Source organism: Rhodococcus indonesiensis (assembly GCF_047782815.1).
Classification (GTDB): domain Bacteria; phylum Actinomycetota; class Actinomycetes; order Mycobacteriales; family Mycobacteriaceae; genus Rhodococcus; species Rhodococcus indonesiensis.
In genome coordinates, this window is sequence record NZ_CP180630.1 from 2,932,167 (window position 1) to 2,951,272 (window position 19,106).

12 protein-coding genes and 3 pseudogenes are annotated in these 19,106 nt (G+C 67.7%); 9 read left to right on the plus strand and 6 right to left on the minus strand.

Annotated elements, in window-relative coordinates:
- Positions 1-290 precede the first annotated feature (290 nt).
- Together ACM26Y_RS13530 and ACM26Y_RS13535 are read left to right on the plus strand one after the other, a co-directional pair.
- The gene (locus ACM26Y_RS13530) at positions 291-1,721 is read left to right on the plus strand and encodes a DUF1254 domain-containing protein (RefSeq protein WP_416061158.1); all 1,431 of its coding nucleotides are present in this window, start codon (positions 291-293) and stop codon (positions 1,719-1,721) included.
- Positions 1,722-2,208: 487 nt separating this feature from the next.
- On the plus strand, positions 2,209-3,492 hold the full coding sequence (locus ACM26Y_RS13535; protein WP_106201846.1) for an IS256 family transposase: 1,284 nt from the start codon (positions 2,209-2,211) through the stop codon (positions 3,490-3,492).
- Between the two features lie 91 nt (positions 3,493-3,583).
- On the opposite strand, the gene ACM26Y_RS13540 is transcribed toward ACM26Y_RS13535, so the two are convergent.
- Both ACM26Y_RS13540 and ACM26Y_RS13545 read right to left on the minus strand, forming a co-directional pair.
- Complete coding sequence (locus ACM26Y_RS13540; RefSeq protein ID WP_416061159.1) at positions 3,584-4,063, minus strand: carboxymuconolactone decarboxylase family protein; 480 nt, start codon at positions 4,061-4,063, stop codon at positions 3,584-3,586.
- Positions 4,060-4,395 carry a GNAT family N-acetyltransferase gene (locus ACM26Y_RS13545; protein ID WP_416061160.1) on the minus strand — a complete coding sequence of 112 codons (336 nt, stop codon included), beginning with the start codon at positions 4,393-4,395 and terminating at the stop codon, positions 4,060-4,062. The genes ACM26Y_RS13540 and ACM26Y_RS13545 overlap by 4 nt, the downstream gene beginning before the upstream one ends.
- Positions 4,396-4,856: 461 nt before the next feature.
- Here ACM26Y_RS13545 and ACM26Y_RS13550 point away from each other — a divergent pair, with 461 nt between their 5' ends.
- Positions 4,857-6,338, plus strand: a complete 1,482-nt coding sequence (locus ACM26Y_RS13550) for a CHAD domain-containing protein (RefSeq protein ID WP_416061161.1) — start codon at positions 4,857-4,859, stop codon at positions 6,336-6,338.
- 30 nt (positions 6,339-6,368) lie between these two features.
- A pseudogene (locus ACM26Y_RS13555) lies at positions 6,369-6,546 on the plus strand (IS1380 family transposase); the annotation flags it as partial.
- A 790-nt stretch (positions 6,547-7,336) separates the two neighbouring features.
- On the opposite strand, the gene ACM26Y_RS13560 reads toward ACM26Y_RS13555, so the two are convergent.
- Positions 7,337-8,698, minus strand: coding sequence for an APC family permease (locus ACM26Y_RS13560; RefSeq protein WP_416061162.1), 1,362 nt, complete (start codon positions 8,696-8,698; stop codon positions 7,337-7,339).
- A 664-nt stretch (positions 8,699-9,362) separates the two neighbouring features.
- Between ACM26Y_RS13560 and ACM26Y_RS13565 the strand changes: the two genes are divergently transcribed.
- The 4 genes from ACM26Y_RS13565 (at position 9,363) to ACM26Y_RS13580 (ending at position 13,894) form a co-directional block, all read left to right on the plus strand.
- Positions 9,363-10,439, plus strand: a complete 1,077-nt coding sequence (locus ACM26Y_RS13565; RefSeq protein ID WP_416063670.1) for a M24 family metallopeptidase — start codon at positions 9,363-9,365, stop codon at positions 10,437-10,439.
- Between the two features lie 207 nt (positions 10,440-10,646).
- Positions 10,647-12,101: an APC family permease gene (locus tag ACM26Y_RS13570; RefSeq protein WP_416061163.1), complete on the plus strand. Its 1,455-nt coding sequence runs from the start codon at positions 10,647-10,649 to the stop codon at positions 12,099-12,101.
- Positions 12,098-12,544, plus strand: coding sequence for a hypothetical protein (locus tag ACM26Y_RS13575; protein ID WP_416061164.1), 447 nt, complete (start codon positions 12,098-12,100; stop codon positions 12,542-12,544). The genes ACM26Y_RS13570 and ACM26Y_RS13575 overlap by 4 nt, the downstream gene beginning before the upstream one ends.
- Before the next feature lie 3 nt (positions 12,545-12,547).
- A complete protein-coding gene (locus tag ACM26Y_RS13580) occupies positions 12,548-13,894 on the plus strand; it encodes a dipeptidase (RefSeq protein ID WP_416061165.1) in 1,347 nt (448 codons plus the stop codon).
- 138 nt (positions 13,895-14,032) lie between these two features.
- Here the strand turns inward: ACM26Y_RS13580 and ACM26Y_RS13585 are convergent, their stop codons facing one another.
- Positions 14,033-16,087 (minus strand): alkaline phosphatase family protein, encoded by a 2,055-nt coding sequence (locus ACM26Y_RS13585; protein WP_416061166.1) that lies wholly within the window; start codon positions 16,085-16,087, stop codon positions 14,033-14,035.
- A gap of 35 nt (positions 16,088-16,122) precedes the next feature.
- Here ACM26Y_RS13585 and ACM26Y_RS13590 point away from each other — a divergent pair, with 35 nt between their 5' ends.
- The gene (locus ACM26Y_RS13590; RefSeq protein ID WP_416061167.1) at positions 16,123-16,944 is read left to right on the plus strand and encodes an MBL fold metallo-hydrolase; all 822 of its coding nucleotides are present in this window, start codon (positions 16,123-16,125) and stop codon (positions 16,942-16,944) included.
- A gap of 564 nt (positions 16,945-17,508) precedes the next feature.
- Here ACM26Y_RS13590 and ACM26Y_RS13595 read toward each other — a convergent pair.
- Positions 17,509-17,646, minus strand: a pseudogene (locus tag ACM26Y_RS13595) (class II glutamine amidotransferase); the annotation flags it as partial.
- Positions 17,647-17,898: 252 nt separating this feature from the next.
- Positions 17,899-18,800: pseudogene (locus ACM26Y_RS13600) on the minus strand (IS5 family transposase).
- Between the last annotated feature and the right edge of the window lie 306 nt (positions 18,801-19,106).

Consider the following 19,106-nt stretch of genomic DNA (forward strand, 5'->3'; position numbering starts at 1 on the left):
GGCGGCGGACTCGGCCCATAGAGTGTTGTTGCGCCCCAGTTCTGGTGGAAGGTCTCATCACCCGGAAGGATGAGATTCAGAGGAGTGTGGTCTGTCCACCCGGGGCAGCGGTTCATGAATGCCACAACCGGCGACCTCGAGTCCGTGACGGGGTGTACCACACCGTCACGTGTTCCCTCGTCGATCCGGCAGACAATGAGGGCCGAGACGGCGCATCGTGAGTGGGTGGGGCGAGCCGTCGGGTCGGCGGCGGGGAATCTCGGCAAGGGCTATCGACACAGGAGGACGCGATGACCTCACATGCGCACAGCACCCCGATTCCGCCAGGCATCGAGATGCCGGACGAGGTCCGCACCCGGTTGGGCACGCTGCGGTTCTTCGACGGAGTCCCGGACGACGAGACGACCCGGACACTGTTCGACAATCTGGACTTCCAGCGGGCGGTGCAGGCGTACCTGCTGGCGCAGCATCCGGTGTCTTGGGCGGCGTGGCGCCGGGGACTGCTGCGCTGGGGTCCGGCGAACACCACGGTGGCGCTCTGGGAGGACCTGTGCCACCCGTGCACCGTCGGACCGGCGATGCACACGACCGTCGTGTACTTCTACATGTGGATCGACCTCCACGACGGACCCCTCGTCCTGGACGCCCCGCCCGACGTGTACGGCCTGATCGACGACTCGTGGGGGCGCTGGGTCGTCGACATCGGCGCGACCGGACCCGACAAGGGCCGGGGTGGCAAGTACCTGTTCCTGCCGCCTGCATACGACGGCGAGGTCCCGGACGGCTACTTCGTGGTGCGGTCCCGTAGCTACGGGATGTGCCTCGTCTCACGCGGTTTCCGCGACGAGCACGGCGACCCGCATCCGGCCGCCGACATGATCAAGGCGAAGACCCGGGCTTACCCGCTGGCTCAGGCCGACGACCCGCCGCCGATGCGATTCGTGAACGTCTCCTTCGAGCCGTGGGTCACCATCCCGGCCGCCGACTACCAGTACTGGGAGCTGCTCGACGAGGTGGTGCAGTCCGAGCCGCCGGAGTCATCCGACCCGGTCACGCTGGGGATGTTCGCCGCCGTCGGCATCCAGCACGGCAAACCGTTCGACCCCGACGAGCGGATGCGCGCAATCCTGACCGAGGCAGCCGCGGTCGGCGACGCGACCGCCCGCGCGCTCCTCTACCGGGTCCGCCAGCCCGAGGCACGCTACTACCCGGACGGCGCCTGGCGGGTCTTCCTCTTCGCCGGTTACCAGTTCCAGGACCGTGGCGCCGCGATGCTCGACACCGCCGCCGCGCTCGGCTTCATCGGGAGCGGATCGAGTCCGGTGTACCTGACGGAGATGGTCGGCGCCGGATCGCAGTATGTCACCGCGTTCGTCGATGCCACCGACGCGCCCTTCGACGGCGGCCGGACCTACCGGCTGCACGTCCCGCCGAACGTGCCGGTCAACACCTTCTGGTCGATCGTCGTCTACGACACCCAGACCCGGTCGATGCTGCAGACCGACCAGGAATTGCCCACCGTTGCCAGCGACCGCGACATGATCTCGAACGAGGACGGCTCAGTCGACGTCGACTTCGGTCCCGACCGGCCCGAGGCCAGCCGCAACTGGATCCAGACCCTGCCCGGCAAGAGCTGGTTCGCGATAGTCCGGCTCTACGGTCCGCTGGAACCGTGGTTCGACAAGACATGGAGACTGCCCGACATAGAACCGTTCGGGTAACACTACGGAGGAGAGCAATCCATCTCCGGCCGCGAAGAACCGGAATCCGCTACGTCTTTCCCCGCCATTCCCCTGGAGGGCGCGGAGCGTTTCGAACTCCCGACTGATGTCCCCGGGTCGGTGATTGTTCTGTCGAGGTCCACGAAGCCGGCCGGGGTCGGTTCCCGGTGCACATCGACTCGACACCGACACCGAGCTTCGGGGCGGTGTCTTCGCACGCGGTGGGGGCTGCCGGCCGGTGCTGCGCGGCGCACTCGTCGGACGACCCCGAGCCCGACGAGCCCACCGACAAGCGGTAACCCGGCCGCGGGGTGGGCGGCCCGCCGACGCCGTCTCCTCGTCCCGTCCACACCCTTCGACCTTCCCACCCCTGGTGTATCCGGACACGATCCGGGCAGAACTCCCCGTTGGTCGCGACGTAGTGGTGCGGCACCAGTCGTGGGGACTGTAAGAACAACGGTGTAACTCTGAAAGGAGATGCACCACCATGACCGATGTGATTGATCGTGAGGACGAATCGAACTCGGCACCTGTGGGTGTCAGCGATGCCCGGCTGCAGGAACTGGTGGATCAGGCGCGGGCCGAAGGCCTCCAGCTCACCGGCGAGGGCGGGTTGCTGGCGAAGTTGACCAAGCTGGTGGTGGAGTCCGCCCTCGAGGGCGAGATGGACGACCACCTCGGCTACGGCAAGAATGACCCGGCCGGCAGGGGCAGCGGCAACTCCCGCAACGGCAGACGCGCCAAGACCGTGCTGACCGAGGCCGGCCCGGTCGAGCTCGACGTACCCCGGGACCGGGAGTCCTCGTTCGAGCCGAAGATCGTGGCCAAGCGGCAGCGGCGGCTGACCGGGGTGGAGGACATGGTGATCTCGCTGTCGGCCAAGGGACTGACCACCGGTGAGATCTCTGCGCACCTGGCCGAGGTCTACGGCGCCGAGGTGTCCAAGCAGACGATCTCGACGATCACCGAACGGGTGATGGACGGCATGGCCGAGTGGCAGAACCGGCCGCTGGACCCGGTGTATCCGGTGCTGTTCATCGACTGCATCCACGTCAAGATCCGCGACGGCAACGTGGCCAACCGGCCGATCTACGTCGTGATGGGGGTGACTGTGGACGGCACCCGCGACATCCTCGGATTATGGGCCGGCGAGCACGGCGACGGGGAGGGGGCGAAGTATTGGCTTCGGGTGTTGTCGGAGCTGAAGAATCGTGGTGTGCAGGATGTGCTGATCGTCGTGTGCGACGGTCTGAAGCATCTGCCCGACTCGATCGGGCAGGTGTGGCCGCAGACCATCGTGCAAACCTGCGTGGTCCACCTCCTCCGCAATACCTACGCCTACGCCTCCCGCAAGGACTGGGCCGAGATCGCCAAGGACCTCAAACCGGTGTACACCGCGCCGTCGGAGCAGGCCGCGCTGGACCGGTTCGCCGAGTTCAGCGACAAATGGGAGAAACGCTATCCCGCGATCATCCGGCTCTGGACCAACACCTGGGCCGAGTTCGTGCCGTTCCTGCAGTTCGACAACGCCATCAGACAGGTCATCTACACGACCAACGCCATCGAGAGTGTCAACGCCCGAATCCGCAGGGCCGTCAAGGCCCGCGGTCATTTCCCGACCGAGGCCGCGGCCCTGAAATGCGTGTACCTGGCCATCATGAGCCTCGATCCCAAAGGCACCGCCCGCCAACGCTGGTCCAACCGCTGGAAGGCAGCACTGAACGCCTTCGAGATCACCTTCGACGGACGCCTGTCCGCTGGACGAAAGTAGCTACAGTTCAACCAGTTACACCGTTAACTTGACAGACCCCAGTCGTGGCGTTTCTGCGCGGTGATCTGGAGCGGGGATCCGGAGCGTCGGCTCAGGTGTCCGAGGTGGAGGGACGAACGCGGTGTCGGCTGAGGATAGAGATGCGGTTGAAGGCGTTCATCGCGATGGCCACCCACACGATCGCCGAGAGTTGGTCGTCGGTGAGGTGGGTGCGAGCGTTGGTGTAGTCCCGATCCTGTTGGTCGGATGTCGGCAGGGTCGTTACCGTTTCGGCGAGGGTCAGGGCGGCGCGCTCGCGGTCGGTGAACAGGTCGGTGTCCCGCCAGGCGGGAAGGACGGCGAGTCGCTGCGGTGATTCCCCACCGGCGAGGGCGTCGCGGGTGTGCACGTCGAGGCAGTAGGCGCAGCCATTGATCTGGGAGACGCGGATGTTGACCAGTTCGACGAGCGTGCGATCGAGTCCCGCCTGGGCGACGGCCTCGCGGACGGCGACCGCGACGGCGACCTGTGCGCGGTACACGGGGCGCGCCTGCCTGTCGATCGCGATGCGGGCGGGTGTGGCTGTGGTCATTGCTGGGCCTCCGGCCAGTCGACGAGGTGGTCGTAGTTGTGGTGGGTACGCAGGTATTTCGCGACATAGGGGCACACCGGGACGATGCGTTCGCCGGCGGCGGCGACGTCGTCGAGCGCGAATTCCACGAGTCGGGCGGCAAGACCGAGGCCGCCGTAGGCGGGATCGACCTCGGTGTGGACGAACACTCGCCGGGGGTCGCTGCCGGTGCGCGTGCGGTATCGGGTGAAGCCGATAACGGTGTCGCCGTCGCGGAGTTCGTAGCGGTGCCGGTCCGGGGCGTGAGCGACGGCGATGTTCGTGAGGCGGGGGTCGGGAGTGTCGGTGCTCATCGCTTGTCCTTCCTGGGGGGAACTATGAAGCTCACCCTAACAGAAGTAATTGACTGAGCAACTATATCGCGCGGCCCACTCGAAATGGGGACGGGACTCGCCGGAGAGCTTCACGTCTCCGAGGGTGAATTTCCGGCCCGGTAACAACGAGCCCCCGTGTCTCCCGGGCGTCGGGCAGGAACTGAGCGGAACCGGGCGACCGGAACACGCTCATGCAAAAGTGATTCGGCCTCGAGTAGCAACGCGTGTACATCGGCCCCATCTTCCGGCGGCGGGGTACCGTCGGAACGCACCAAGCCGATCGGTGGTGTCTTCCCGGGTGCCGGTTCCTCCTGGCCGCGCCCGGTCCCGTTCGGTGCTCGGCGCCGTGCACACCCAGACCACGGCCGAGTCCCGCTACGCGGGCAGGTCCCCGCCGCATTCGCTGCCGACACCCGGCCGGATGCGCCAAAATCGGGGGTATGGCTTCGTCCGCGACCGCCGGCACCACGTATCTGATCTCGTCGCAGGGAAGACTGCCGCGATGGCAGGACATCCTGCCGGGCACACGGCACGTCGAGCACCCCGCCCCCGAGCACCGCAGCATCTACCTCGACACCGCGGGGCGCGACCTGCGGCGGTGGGATTGTATGCTGCGGTACCGCACTCCGGGTCCCGACAGGGAGGCCGGCTGGGAGCTGGTCGTTCCGGGTGGCAAGCTCGGCACCGAACTGCACATCGATTCGGACACGAGCGATCTCGCGCCCGACGAACTCACCGCAGCAGTGGCGGGCCTGACGGGCGGGCGGCCGCTGCGGCGTTCGGTCACCGTCGACACCGGTGAGCACCGGCACGAGTGGTACGACCGCAACGACCGGTTGCTGGCGCGGATCGGTGTCGAGACGGTCGCGGCCACGGTGATCGGCGAGGCGGCGACCGTCGAGCAATGGCAGCAGATCCACCTCGACATCAGTGACGCCGCGTCGAAGAAGCACCGCACCGCACTCACTGCGGCCCTGGCCCGTACCGACGCCGCGCCGACGCCGCAGCGCGGCGAACTCGACCGCGCTCTCGCCACGATCGAGGCGCACTTCTCCCTCGCCACCCCCGCCGGCAAGGCCGCCGACAAGGTCGTGCGAGCCCGTGGTGTGCTCGCCGACTACCTCGACACCCAGCTCGAGGCTATCGCCGCGGGGGACGTGTGGCTGCGCCGCGGTCTGGACCCGATCCATCCCACCCGGGTTGCCATCCGGCGCCTGCGTAGCACCCTGCGGACGTTTCGGAAGGTGTTCGAGCCCACGCAGCGGTCCTGGCTCGACAGCGAATTATATTGGTATGCAGGGGTACTCGGACAGGTCCGGGATGTGCAGGTGCAGCGCGTCCGGCTGGCCGCCGCGCTCGAGGACCTGCCGCCGGAGCTGGTGATGGGCCCGGTGGCGGCACGGATCGACACCGATCTGCGCGCCGACGAGCGTCACCGGCTCGACGAGGTGCTGCGCACCCTCGACTCCGACCGGTACCGCACGTTGCTCGCTACCCTGGCACGCTGGCGGATCCAACCTCCGCTGACCGAGGAAGCGGACCGGCCGCGTGTGATCGTGAAGGCGGCGCGGCGGGCCGAACGCAAGGCCGACACTCGGGCGCGGACCGCCGCCGACGGCGAGGATGAGCAGGCGCTGCACCTGGCCCGCAGGTCAGCCAAGCGGGCCAGGTATGCCGCCGAGTTGGCCGCCCCGCTGCTCGGCCGCCACCGCGCCAAGCGAACGATCAGCCACTACACCAGGATCCAGCAGGTGCTCGGTGAACATCAGGACAGCGCCGTCGCCACCGACCTGCTACGTGAGTTCGGCGCCCGGGCAGGGACCACACCCGGAGAGAACGGATTCACCTTCGGGTTGCTGTACGGGCTCGAACTGCAGGCCGCCGAACGGGCGCGCCGTCAGGCCGCGGAGGTGACTACCTGAGCGGCAGCCACCGGCCCGGGTGAAGGGGCGGCGCACCTGCCGTTCGTGGCGTTCACCGGCCGGCGCAAGGAAAGAGCACGTCGCGTGCCGGCTCGTCGTGCAGCGGGTCCGGCGCCTGCAACCGTCGGTCGGGGACGGCAGCGAGCAGGGCGAACTGTTCGCCACCTACCGACACCATGCGTTCATCATCCCGGCGTCGTGCCCAGCCCGCGTCACTCGCTGTCCCAGGCCGCCCCTCGGCGATGCTCGGCTCACCGGCTGCAGCCCCTACAGCCTTGCGCCTGCCGCCGCCGAGACCGGCCACACCGTCGGGGCCGCGACGGCGGTGGCGGCACTGTCCGCACCGTGGGGGCGACCGGAGCGCCGGTCACATCGACCGACAGGTCGCTCGTCTCCCCGGGGTGGGCACCGGCAGCACGATCCCACCGCGCGGTCCGGGGTTGCCCGTCCTGCATTCACCGCACCGATCGGCCATCGTCGACTTCCCCTGATCGTGGTGACGCCTCGATGCCCTGTCGAACAACCGCCTCCCCGGTGCCGTGCCGAGCACGATGGCCCCGACCGGGCGGCTGGTCTGCCGGTCCAGCCAAGACCGCTCCCCCGGCCCGCCGTAGGTGATCGTTCCGTATGCCGCGGCGAGGGGGCCATCACCAGCACGAACACCATCCCCACCAGCGCGGGGCCCGATTCGATCCGGTCGTACCAGCGCATCAGGGGACTGCGGCTCCACGGCGCCCGACGCCTCAGGCCAACGGTCCGGGACGATTCGGTCTCCAGCACCTCCACCCCGCACGTCTTCTTCGACCCGATGTCAGGCCGGCGCACGCGGTCACCGTACGGGCACCTCGCGCAGTCGCCCGTCAGCGGCGGAGCATACCGTCGCGCCGGCGACGATGCGAGTGTCGGTGGTCGGCTGCAGAAATCCTCGTCAGGGCGGGGGAAGGATCCGAGGGCACCTCGATGGGGCTGTCCCATCGGTCCCACCGACGGGGTCGAGCTCATCGCGCTTTCGAGGCTCGGTGAGTGCGTAGACGGCTCCAGAGTATTTCGAGCACCACCGCCAACGCCACAATCGCGATCATCGCCGCGAATGTCTCGGGCGAGGTCTGCAGGGTCTGCACTGCAAAGACGGCGAGCACGATCACGGTCAATACGATGCCGGTGACGAGGATGCCAGCACGAGAGGCTGTTTCATGGCGGAGGCGATATGCCGCGATCGAGGTCACCAGGAAGATCGTCAGGGCCACGACGCTGCCGAGGGAAGCAATGGCGGTCAGATCCACCAGATTCGCAAGCAGCAGAATCAGCACGACCGAGATGGTCAGCCCCCGTGTGCCCCCGATTCTGGCTCGACTGCCGAACACCGGAGGGAAGGTGCCTGATTCGGCCAGCTTGGCGGTGGAGCCGACCGCCGCATAGACGTTGGCGTTGACCGAGGAGGAGGTGGCCAGCAGGGCAGCGAGGGCCATGATCGCGAAACCGGCGTCGCCGAGGGCGGGTCTGGCGGCGACGGCGAGAGCGGTCTCGCCGTTGTCGATGACCTCTTGCACGGTCAGGGTTCCGAAGACTCCGACGGCAATCGATACGTACAGGGTGACCGTGATGCCTAATGCCAGGTACATCGCACGCGGCAGGTTACGGCTCGGATCGGGAAGGTCGTCGCCGGTGAAGCTGACCACGGTGAAGCCGAGGTAGGCGAAGAAGGTCAGCGCCACACTGGAGACGATGTCGAGCCTCGGCGGGTACGTGGACGGCGCCAGCAGATCGGGGTCGAGTTGAGTCAGGGTGACGACGACGAAGACCGCGAACACTACCAGCAGTATCACCACGATCACGCTCTGGACCCGGTCGATGAACTTCGTGCCGGCGATGTTGACCGCCGCCACGAGCACGACCACAGCGGTGGTGAGGATTTTGCTCCAAGTGGTGGACTCGTCGAAGAACAGTGCGGCGCCGTAGCTGCCGAACGAGACGGACACCATGGCGGTGACGATGACGGCCGCGAAATAGAGCAGCCAGGAGGTGATGGCGGTGATGTGCCCTCGGCCGTAGGCCTGCAGCAGGAACGTCACGATGCCGCCCGAGGACGGGTAGCGCGCCCCCAGCTTCGCGACGGCGTAACCCTGCAAGGTGGCCACCACCCCCGCCAGCAGGAACGATACCCACACCGCCGAACCGGCCACGGCCCCGGCTTCTCCGAGAAGCGCGAAGATGCCGGCTCCGACCATGGAGCCGACCCCGAGGAAGGCGCCGCCACGCACGGTCATGGTCCGGGCATTTGGGGGCGCCGCATCCGGTGCGGAAGGCTGTTGCGGGCCGCTGTCGCGGCCGTCGGACGGCCCTGGGGCCCTGTTGTCCATGTCTTACATGATGCAACCGGCACGGTCGGCCACGGCCGAGTTCGATCCGATCAGTCTGCTATCCGACCGCGACTTTGGACGGTGACCCCGGACGACCGTTCGGAGCCGGGCTCGGAGGCGGCCGGAGGAGGCGAGTGCTCCCCGGTAGGGGCATGCGATTCGGACTACGACGCGAGGGCACCAACCCGCGCCCTTCGGGATCGGGTCGCTGCCGCGAGCTCCGACATGGCCGAGCTCAGTGACGACACCGCGAGCACGCACCGATCAGGGCACCTGCGAGGCATCACGATTCCGTACGGGCACCGCGGGTTCCTGGGGCGGTTCCCCTGCGCTCGTGACAGGGCACCACTGCAGCTCAGCGGTGTCCGATCCCGCCAGTAACTCCTGTATGCGATTTGCCTGCGGTGCCATCGTGGCGGGTGCACAATTCGGGATAACGGGCTATGCACGCCGTCGTAGAGGTGAGTCGTGTCGCTGGAGGGTCGATCGAGGCGTGGCCCTGGGCGACCTCGCTCGCAACGCTGGGGAGGTACCGGGTTGTGTGTAGTCGATTCTGTGTCTCGGGGTTGACTCGGCAGTTGCATATCTCCCGAGGCCGTCGGAGGCCGCGATGACATCGATCGTGCACCCGGCACCGTTCACCGGCGACGATTACGCGGCCCGCATGGCACGAGTTGTGCGCGATGTCGTCGGGTCTGGTCTGGACGGTGTGCTCGTTACTCCCGGACCGGATTTGGTCTGGCTCACGGCATATCGGCCGACAGCGATCACCGAACGCCTCACCGTTCTGGTGTTGCGCCCCGATCGGCAACCCACCCTGGTGGTACCCGCGCTCGAACGACCCGACGCCGAAGCCGCGGCCGGTACCGCCGCCGTATCGTTCGTCGAGTGGACCGACGGCACCGACCCGTACCAGGTGGCCGGCGCGCTGCTGTGTCCCTCCCACACGTACGGGATCTCGGACGCGGCGTGGGCAATCCATCTGTTAGGGCTGCAACGGCAGGTGCCGCACTCGTCCTATGTGGCCTTGGCCGAGGGTCTGCCGATGTTGCGTGCTGTCAAGGACGCCGGTGAACTGGCTCGATTGACGGCGGCCGGAGCGGCGACCGATATGGTCTTCGAGCAGATCGTGCAGACTCGGTTCGCCGGGCGGCGCGAACTGGAGGTCGCAGCGGAACTGGCCGCTTTGTTGCGGCAGTTCGGGCACGAGCAGGTCGACTTCACTGTGGTGGGGTCCGGCCCCAACGGGGCCAATCCGCACCATGAGGCCGGTGACCGGGTGATCGAACACGGCGACACCGTCGTCCTGGACTTCGGCGGGTTGATGTTCGGTTATGGATCGGACACCACCCGCACGGTCTCGGTCGGAGAGCCCAGTGCCGAGGTGCGGCAGGTACACGGGATCGTCCGGCAGGCCCAGCAGGAAGCGGTCGAGGCGGTCCGGCCTGGGGTGAGCTGCCAGCATATCGATCGGGTGGCGCGATCGGTGATCGGCGAGACCGGATACGGCGAGCAGTTCATTCACCGCACCGGGCATGGGATCGGGGTCACTACACACGAGCCGCCGTACATCGTCGAGGGCGAACAGCAACCCCTGGTACCCGGCATGTGCTTTTCCATCGAGCCGGGAATCTATCTCGCCGGTCGCTTCGGGATCCGCATCGAAGACATCGTCACGGTCACCCCCGACGGCTGTCGCCGTCTCAACAACACCAGCCACGAACTGTGGGTCGTCGACTAGCTGCTGCAGGAGGTGGGATCGAACTGAAAGCCGCCGGTCCGGTACCGGCACAGCAGTTTCCCTGACGAGAGCGCCTCGACTGCGCCGCGACGAGAAGGACACTGTGATGACTTACTGCACCGAGGTATCGAACACCCCCGGCCGGCTGTGGCGTCACCGCGCTGCGGTCGAGAGGGCCGAGTGCCGGATTCGCGGCGGGTGGATGTCATGAGCGCACCCGACGTACCCGCCGATCAGCCCCCCGCCGAAGTCGGGACCCGCACCCGAGCACCGGCAGGTTCCTGGATCTCCTGGATCGCCCTGGCGTTGATGACCACCAGCTCGGTGGCGAGTTTGCGGCCGTCGCCGACCATGGCCGTGTACGGCCTGGCGTGCGTGTTCTTGTACCTGATCCCCGCGCTGGTGTTCCTGCTGCCGACCTCGCTGGTGTCCGCCGAGTTGGCGTCGGGATGGGAAGGCGGGGTCTACAACTGGGTGGCTCTAGGAATCTCCAAGCCGATGGGGTTCTTGGCGGTGTGGTGCCAGTTCGCCATGACGATCTTCTACTACCCCAGTTTGCTCGGGTACGTTGCCAGTACTTTGGCCTACGTCATCAACCCGGCACTGGCCAGCAGCGGAGTATGGACCGCGCTGGTTATCATGGTCGCCTACTGGTCCGGGGTCTACATCTCCTCCCGGGGCACCAAGGGCGTTGCCGGTCTGGCCAGCGGTGGCCTGATCATCGGCACCCTGGTGCCCGGCGCACTGCTGGTGATCCTGGGCATGGTCTTCCTCGGCCAGGGCAATCCCTCCGCCGCGCCGATGACCGTCGACAATCTGCTGCCGGCCTGGGCCGGTCTGGCCAGCCTCGTGCTGATCGTGAACAACTTCCTCTCCTATTCCGGGATGGAGATGAACGCGGTGCACGTGTCGTCCCTCCGTAACCCCGCCAAGGAATTTCCCCGATCGATGTTCCTGGCCATGGCCCTGGTGCTGTTGATCTTCATCCTGCCCGCGTTGGCGATCAGCTGGGTGATTCCGGCCGAACAGTTGTCCCTGACTGCCGGGGTGATGCAGGCCTTCGACGCGGTCTTCGCCCAGTTCGGCTGGCAATGGCTGACCCCGGTGATCGGGATCATGCTGGTGGCGGCCTCGCTCGGGGGCATGTTGACCTGGTTGGCGGGCCCGTCGAAGGGTCTGCTGTTGATCTCCCGGCAGGAAGGTTATCTTCCCCCGTTCCTGCAGCGGGTGAACAAGCACGGCGTCCAGCAGAACATTCTCGTCACCCAGGGTCTGCTCACCACCGTGATCGCCCTGCTCTACGCCTTCATCCCGGACGTGTCCAGCGCGTACTGGATCTTCTCGGTGATCACCACCCAGGTGTACCTGATCATGTACCTGCTGATGTTCGTCGCCGCGATCCGGCTGCGCCGACGGTTCCCCGACCATCCGCGGGGCTACCGGGCACCGATGCTGGTGGGATTGTGCGGAATCGGGTTCGCTGCCTCGCTTGCCGCTCTGCTCATCGGCTTCATCCCGCCGTCACAATTCAGTTCCGGCAACGCCGGGGTGTACTTCCTGATCGTCGCCGGCGGCGCTCTCGGCCTCGGCCTGCTCGCGCCGTACCTGTTCTACAGGTCGCGTAAGCCCTCCTGGAAACAACCGGAGGTGACCGAGTCATGACCACCGAGACGGAAACCTCGAACGCCCGCGAGCGCAGGATCATCTATACCGTCGTCGCATTTGTTCTCGTCCTGCTGGTGTTCATCGCACTGCTCCTGTTTCCCTATGTCCGGCCGGGCGGAGAGGCCGAGGCCAAGGCGGACCAACTCATCGCAGCACTCGACGAGGCCGGCGCCCGCACCCCCTCGCGCGAACAAATCACCCGGGTGCTCGGTGACGACGGCGGCGCGATCTGCGCCAACCCGAATGCGGCGCTGACCCGGGCAACGCTGTTGTCCCAGATGGTCAACGGAGCAGGAGGACCGGGTACCCGGCCGGTTGTCGTCGACGATCGGGTCGTACAGGGAGAATTGTTGGTCCTCGAGATCTACTGCCCCGAGGAACTGGCCGAATTCCAGCAATTCGTCGGCGACCTCGCAACGAGCGACGTGGCAGGAGAGTAGGCGATGAACCTGAGAGAACGCATCGCTGAACTGATGCCGCAGGTGCGAGAAGAACTCACCGAACTCGTCGCCCTGCGATCGGTGGCCGACCCACGCCTGTATCCACCCGAAGAATGCCGGCGTGCTGCACAGTGGGTGCGGGAGAGGTTCCACCGGCTCGGCTTCACCGATGTCCGACTGGAGCCCACCCCGGATGGCAGCGCCGCCGTGGTGGGATCGCGGCCCTGCCCGAACCCACACGCCCCCACCGTGCTGCTCTACGCCCACTACGATGTCCAGCCGCCGCTCGACGAAAGCGCTTGGCAAACACCTCCATTCCAGCTCACCGAGAAGGACGGCCGCTGGTACGGTCGCGGAACCGCCGACTGCAAAGGCAACATCCTCGTCCATCTGACCGCGCTGCGAGCCCTCGGCGACGAACTGCCGGTGCACCTGAAACTCGTCGTCGAAGGCTCGGAAGAACAGGGCACCGGCGGCCTCGAGGCCTTCGTGCCCGACCACGCCGATCTTCTGCGGGCCGACGCGATCCTCGTGTGCGACACCGGTAATGCCTCCGTCGGTCACCCCGCCGCCACCGTCAGCCTGCGCGGCATGGTCAACGTGGTGGTGACCGTCGACGCCCTCGCCTCCGAACTGCACTCGGGCATGTTCGGGGGCGCCGCCCCGGACGCTCTCGCCGCCCTGGTAGCAATGCTGGCGACCCTGCGCGACACCGCGGGCAACACCACCGTCGAAACCCTGGACAACACCCAGATCTGGGACGGAGAGACCTACCCGCACGAACAGTTCCGCACGGACGCCGGCATGCTCGCCACCGAATCGTTGCTCGGCGACGGCACCGTCTCCGACATGCTCTGGGCCCGCCCCGCCCTGACCATTCTCGGCATCGATTGCCCCTCCGTGCTCGGCTCGGCGGCCGCGATCGTCCCACGCGCACGCGCACGCCTCAACCTGCGCATACCGCCCGGGGTCGAGCCAGCGCACGCCCAGCAAGCTCTGATCGACCATCTACATGCCGCCGCGCCGTGGGGAGTCCAGGTCGAGGTCGAAGTCGAAGCCTCCGGATCACCGTTCCGGGCCCGCACCGACGGGCCCGCCTACCGAGCCCTGGACGCGGCCATGCAGGAATCCTACGGTCGGCCCATGGTCATGCTGGGACAGGGCGGATCAATACCCCTGTGCAACGTCTTCGCCGCCACCTACCCCGACGCGGAGATCATCTTGATGGGCGTCGAAGAACCCCAAGCACTGATCCACGCCCCCAACGAAAGCGTCCACCCCGACGAGATCGCCGCGATGGCACAGGTCGAAGCCCGGTTCCTGCAGAACTACTCGAGCACCCAGACATGATCTCCGATCTCGGCGACGTCACCTCCGGCATTCGAATCCCCCGGTCATTGTGAGCCTGCGCTCTTGAGGGGGCACAGGAGTTGCCGGCCGAAGTGGTGGGCGCACCGGGACAGCGGCCTTCGCCGGTCTGTCCCGCGGTCAGCCCCGCGGCGTCAGGTCATCGGCGCCGGTCGTCGCGTCCTGCGTCGTCACCGCTGCGCGCGGTCCCGTCGAAAGATCCCGCCAGCCGACGAGCACCGTGTGCACGGCCTCGGCGCCGTGCAGCGGGTCGGGCGGGGCGGGCAGGTCGGCGGGGTAGACGAGAAACGGAGTACTCTGTGGTCCGCCCATGCCGCCGTGCGAGCCGACCTGCTCCTCGAACGCCGCGACCTCGTCGGTGTCGGGCCAGTACGTGCCGCCGACCATGATGTCGGCAACGTTGTCGAAGGTGTCGGTGCGACGCACCTTCGCCAGCGCGTCGGGGCCCATCACCGCCAGCGGATTCCGGCCGGTGACCTTCCCCGTGGTCACGTCGACCTCGCCGTGGGGCCCGAGCACCACGGACCCGCCGGGAGCGCCCACGAGCAGGAAGCCGATCCCGGGATGCTCGCGCAGCCCGGTAAGCAGACCGGGGTGGGCGGCCTCGATGGCGTGGACGTCGGCACGTCCGGGCAGGTGCGGGAAGTAGACCAGGCCGAGGTTGCCCGAGCCGAGCACGATCGGCTCACCCGCGCAGGCGTGCGCCTCCTCGGCGGCGGCCGGCGAGTGCACGCTGGCCGCGGCGTAGGCGCGCCCCTCCGACCCGGGCTCGGCGGAGACGTCGGATTCGCGCTCGTACCAGTGGCGCTTCGCTGGTTCGCGCCGGGCGGCCAGCCGGATAACCAACTGCCGTAGGGTTTCCCCGTAGCGTTGCAGAAAGGTCGCGCCCTGACTCTGCCCGTGGTCCGAGAGCACGACGGCGCGGTAGGGCCGATCGGCCTGCGCCACCACGGCGAGCAGCATCTCGACGATCTCGTCGAGTTTGGTCAGCACCGCAAGGGTCTCGGGCCGGGAGATGCCGGAGTGGTGCGACACCTCGTCGTAGCCGATCAGGTCGACGTAGACGACGCTGCGACCCTTGATCAGATCCCCGACCACCGCCGCGACGGCGACATCGGTGGCGAGCACGGTCGCGAACGCCCGCACGAACGGATAGAGCCCACCCCGCCGCACCCGCGGCTGGATGTCCTTCCGCTTCTGCCGCAGCGACTGGCGTACTTCCCGTTGCAGTTCCGCAACCATCCGGATGAACGTGCGCAGCGCGCTCGCCGGGTCGGCGAAATAGTCGCTGTAGCCGGCACCGCCGCCGAGGCGGGCACCACGCATCCGGCTGACGACGAGCACGTTGTCGTGCGCGCCGCCGGTGAACAGGTTGCCCCGGCTCGTACCGTCGTGCGCCAGCAGGCCGGGGATGTGGGTGCGTTCGAGTTCGCGTTGCTCGTTGTCGACCGGGTTGCTGAACACCGAGACGTGCTCGGTGGTCTTGTCGTACCAGCGGAACGCCGGCACGTTGTGGTTGGAGCCGTGCAGCACGCCCAGCTGGGTCGCACCCGTCTGACTGCTCCAGTCGGTGTGCCACGGCATCAGCCGGTGGGTCTCGCGCACCAACTTCGCCAGCGCGGGGGTCACACCGTCGGCGATCGCGCGACGCAGCACGTCGTAACCGAGGCCGTCGATCTGGATGCACAACAGCCCCGGGGACGCGTCCACGAGTGCGGTGTTGCGACGCAACCGGAACCGCTGTCGGCGCACCTGCATCAGCCGGTACGCGGTATCGGAACGGGACGCGATGGCGCCCGAGACGACGGAGGTGAACAGTGAGAGCAGCGCCGCGAGGTAGAACGCATCCCGGCGCTGGTCCACCGACGCGACCGGTACCAGGTAGAGCGTCAACAGCATGATCACACCGCCGGCCACGAACACCCCGACGAACAGCAGCACCGGACCGATCCACGACATCAACCGCATCATCACCGGCCACAGCGCCGCGTTCAGGAGGCCGAACACCAACGCGAGCACCAGCGCGGCCGGCAGCGTCGGTAGCGGAGTGAAGCCCGACGGGTCCAGGGTGATGCCGTCGAGGATGCGGTCGAGCACGATGAGCGCGAGCGCCGACGACCCCCACAGCACCAGGAACTCGACGAGCACCCGCACCATGCCGCCCACCGTGCGCATCGCGGCCCCTTCCCTCGTCTGGAATCGTAAGGGTCGTGAGCACGCCACCGGGTCCGAATACCGCCGCATCCGGTATGCGCTGGCTCGGACATGCCAGCGCGCTGATCATGGACCGCGGGACAGTCGTCCTGACCGATCCGGTGCTGACCGACCGCGTCGCGCATCTGCGCCGCCGCCGGGGGCCCACCCCGATCGGGCCGCACGTGCGCCACCCGGACGCCGTCGTGCTCTCGCACCTGCACGCCGACCACACCCACCTGCCGTCGCTGCGGCTGCTCGATCCGGACGTTCCGATCGTGGTCCCGTGGCGGGCGATCGACGGCCTGCCCGCGCTGCGCCGATTCGCCGACCGCCTGGTGCCGCTGCGGCCCGGCGACGAAACCCGGATCGGCACCCTCACCGTCCGGGCGGTGCCCGCCCGACACGACGGGCGGCGCTGGCGGCGCGGTCCGGAGCTCGCGCCGGCGATCGGGTACGTCGTCGAGGGGGACCGGCGGACCTACTTCGCCGGCGACACCGACCTGTACCCGGACCTCGCCGACCACGTCGGCCCAGTGGACCTCGCGCTGCTACCCGTGGGGGGCTGGGGTCCGACCCTCGGCACCGGCCACCTCGACCCGTCCCGGGCCGCGGTCGTCGCGCGCCTGGTGGCGGCGGGTCTGGCGGTGCCGATCCACTACGGCACGCTGTGGCCGATCGGCCTCGACGCCGTGCGCCCCCGATTGTTCTTCGGTCCGGGCGCCGAATTCGTCCACCACGCCCAGCGGGCGGGGATCTTCGCGGTGGAATTGCCCCCGGGTGGCGCACTCGGCGAACCGGACACCGGCGTCGATTCACCGGACGCACGCTGCCCATGAATTCCGAGGTGCTGGCCCCTCGCTCGAGCGCGTAGGTAACCAGCCCGACGCCTCCGCATATCCCCATTCCGGCAAGCGACGAGCCGGGCCCCATGGCCAAGCCCGGCGGTGAGCTCGGAATACAACCATTCGCGATCGTGCTCTCCGGCCATTGCGATGCCCCGGCAACTGCGGGAACCTTGCCCCAGCCGCGTGCGGAATTGGAGTCCGCGATCGGGAAAAGGCCTGCAGGGGGAGGGCAGGCACCACGGGAAGCGCTCTCGGCCACCGTCGGTGACGGCGAAATCCGTCGTGGCGTCACACCTCCCAGCCGCAGAGGCATCCTGTGCTCCCCCGCGAACGAATCCGGACCGGCGGTGATCAGCGCACCGTCGGCGGCGACCTCGACCCAGGGATTGGGCCGTAGTCGAGTCGAATCGACAGCTGCATCCGCATGGAACCCAGCCACGTAGACCATCGACGATCGGCATCAGCCGTGGCGGTCCGTCACCGCGGCGAGGTATGAACTCGATGCCCCGGACGGCGCCGTCCGAAGTCTCGCAGTTCGTCTCCGCCGGGACGAACGATCCCGAAGCCGTCTCCGTTGGTGATGGTGGCTCCGAGCCGCGAGGGCAGACTCTGGTCGATCAAGGGGTGCTCAGGTCTGAACAGCAGGTCCTCGACTAGGGTCGAATCGCCGGAGTATGCCCTCGATCTACACACCACCTCATGCACCACCCTGGCGCTCGCCGCGACTGGATAATGCCGAGCTTGCCCCCGAAGCCGAGCCGTTCCGGAGCACGCCTCGCACCCGAACTGCGATGCGTGAGCATAGTTTTCATGACCACGACCAAGAGCGCAGGGTCGCCACCCGACACCGCGCAACACGGACAGCCGGACCCAGTTCCGAGCACGAACCCCGCGGCGGTGAGCAACGCGGTCTGAGGCTGGGCCGTGTTTCAAAAGCCCGCTGCCTCATAACCACTGACTGATCGCAGCGACCTGGACGGTGGCCAGGTATCGCACCGCGAGCTTGTCGTAGCGCGTGGCCACCGCCCGGAACTGCTTGAGTTGATTGATGCCGCACTCGACCGCATGCCGTTGCCAGTAGACGGTGCGATCGAACACTGGGGGCCGCCCGCCGCCGGAGCCGCGGTTGCGGCGGTGGGCGAGCTGATCGGACGGGATCGCGATGGTGGCCTTGATCCGACGACGGCGCAGATAGGACCGGTTCGCCCGGGAACTGTAGGCCTTGTCCGCCAACACCCGATCCGGCCGTGTCCGTGCCCCGCCCGGCACCTGATCGAGGCACTCGGATCGCGTCCAACACGGCAGCGAACTGCGGACTGTCACCATGCTGACCGGCGGTGAGCAGCAGCGCAAGCGGGCGCCGATGCTGTTCACACGCCAGATGCAGTTTCGTCGTCCACCCACCCCGCGAACGCCCCAACGCGTGATCGACTGGTTCGATCACGACACCACCGGCGAGCTCGACCTGCTCGTCACCGTCGCGGCGGGCGCCGGCGGCGTGCTGATGCGCCCGCATGATGGTCGAATCGACGCTGACGTCCCAGACGATCTCGCCAGCGGCATCGGCGATCGTCTGAAACCCGGTCAGGACCTGCGCCCACACCCCCGTCGCGTTGCCGGCGGCGGCGACGGAACAGCCCGTACCCGGTCTGCCAGGGTTTGTAGCGGTCCGGGACGTCCCGCCAGGGCGCGCCGACACGGATGCACCAGCGGATTCCGTCGATGAGCTGGCGTTTCGTCCACTTCGGTGGACGGCCGTTCTTCTTGGCGCAAGGCAGCAGCGGAGTCAGACGCGCCCACTGCCCGTCGGTCAGGTCCGCTCGCCCCGCTACCGCTACGCTGGGCACGAGGGCTCCGAGATATTCAGGTTTTGCTTGGTCGCTGAACCCAGATACCGGAGACCTCACTCATTCCACGACTGCGACATCCCTTCCTGCGGGAACGCGGTTCAAGATCACTTTTGAAACACGGCCTAGGTCGCCTCGAGCCGGTCTGTACGGCGGCCACAGCCCCGCCGGCCGGCTTCTCCTCTCACCCGGCGGGGTCTTTGCTTCGAACCGTCACCGGCCGTCGGCAGGATCGGTGTCTCCGCCGGGGTCCTGCCCGTGCGTGACGGCAGACATCGACAGACGAGTGGAGGAACCGCCGATTGT

Bases quoted from the DNA above. Each gene is read 5' to 3' on its own strand.
- ACM26Y_RS13530 (WP_416061158.1), top strand. From the start codon at position 291: ATGACCTCACATGCGCACAGCACCCCGATTCCGCCAGGCATCGAGATG.
- ACM26Y_RS13535 (WP_106201846.1), top strand. From the start codon at position 2,209: ATGACCGATGTGATTGATCGTGAGGACGAATCGAACTCGGCACCTGTG.
- ACM26Y_RS13540 (WP_416061159.1), bottom strand. From the start codon at position 4,063: ATGACCACAGCCACACCCGCCCGCATCGCGATCGACAGGCAGGCGCGC.
- ACM26Y_RS13545 (WP_416061160.1), bottom strand. From the start codon at position 4,395: ATGAGCACCGACACTCCCGACCCCCGCCTCACGAACATCGCCGTCGCT.
- ACM26Y_RS13550 (WP_416061161.1), top strand. From the start codon at position 4,857: ATGGCTTCGTCCGCGACCGCCGGCACCACGTATCTGATCTCGTCGCAG.
- ACM26Y_RS13560 (WP_416061162.1), bottom strand. From the start codon at position 8,698: ATGGACAACAGGGCCCCAGGGCCGTCCGACGGCCGCGACAGCGGCCCG.
- ACM26Y_RS13565 (WP_416063670.1), top strand. From the start codon at position 9,363: ATGGCACGAGTTGTGCGCGATGTCGTCGGGTCTGGTCTGGACGGTGTG.
- ACM26Y_RS13570 (WP_416061163.1), top strand. From the start codon at position 10,647: ATGAGCGCACCCGACGTACCCGCCGATCAGCCCCCCGCCGAAGTCGGG.
- ACM26Y_RS13575 (WP_416061164.1), top strand. From the start codon at position 12,098: ATGACCACCGAGACGGAAACCTCGAACGCCCGCGAGCGCAGGATCATC.
- ACM26Y_RS13580 (WP_416061165.1), top strand. From the start codon at position 12,548: ATGAACCTGAGAGAACGCATCGCTGAACTGATGCCGCAGGTGCGAGAA.
- ACM26Y_RS13585 (WP_416061166.1), bottom strand. From the start codon at position 16,087: ATGCGCACGGTGGGCGGCATGGTGCGGGTGCTCGTCGAGTTCCTGGTG.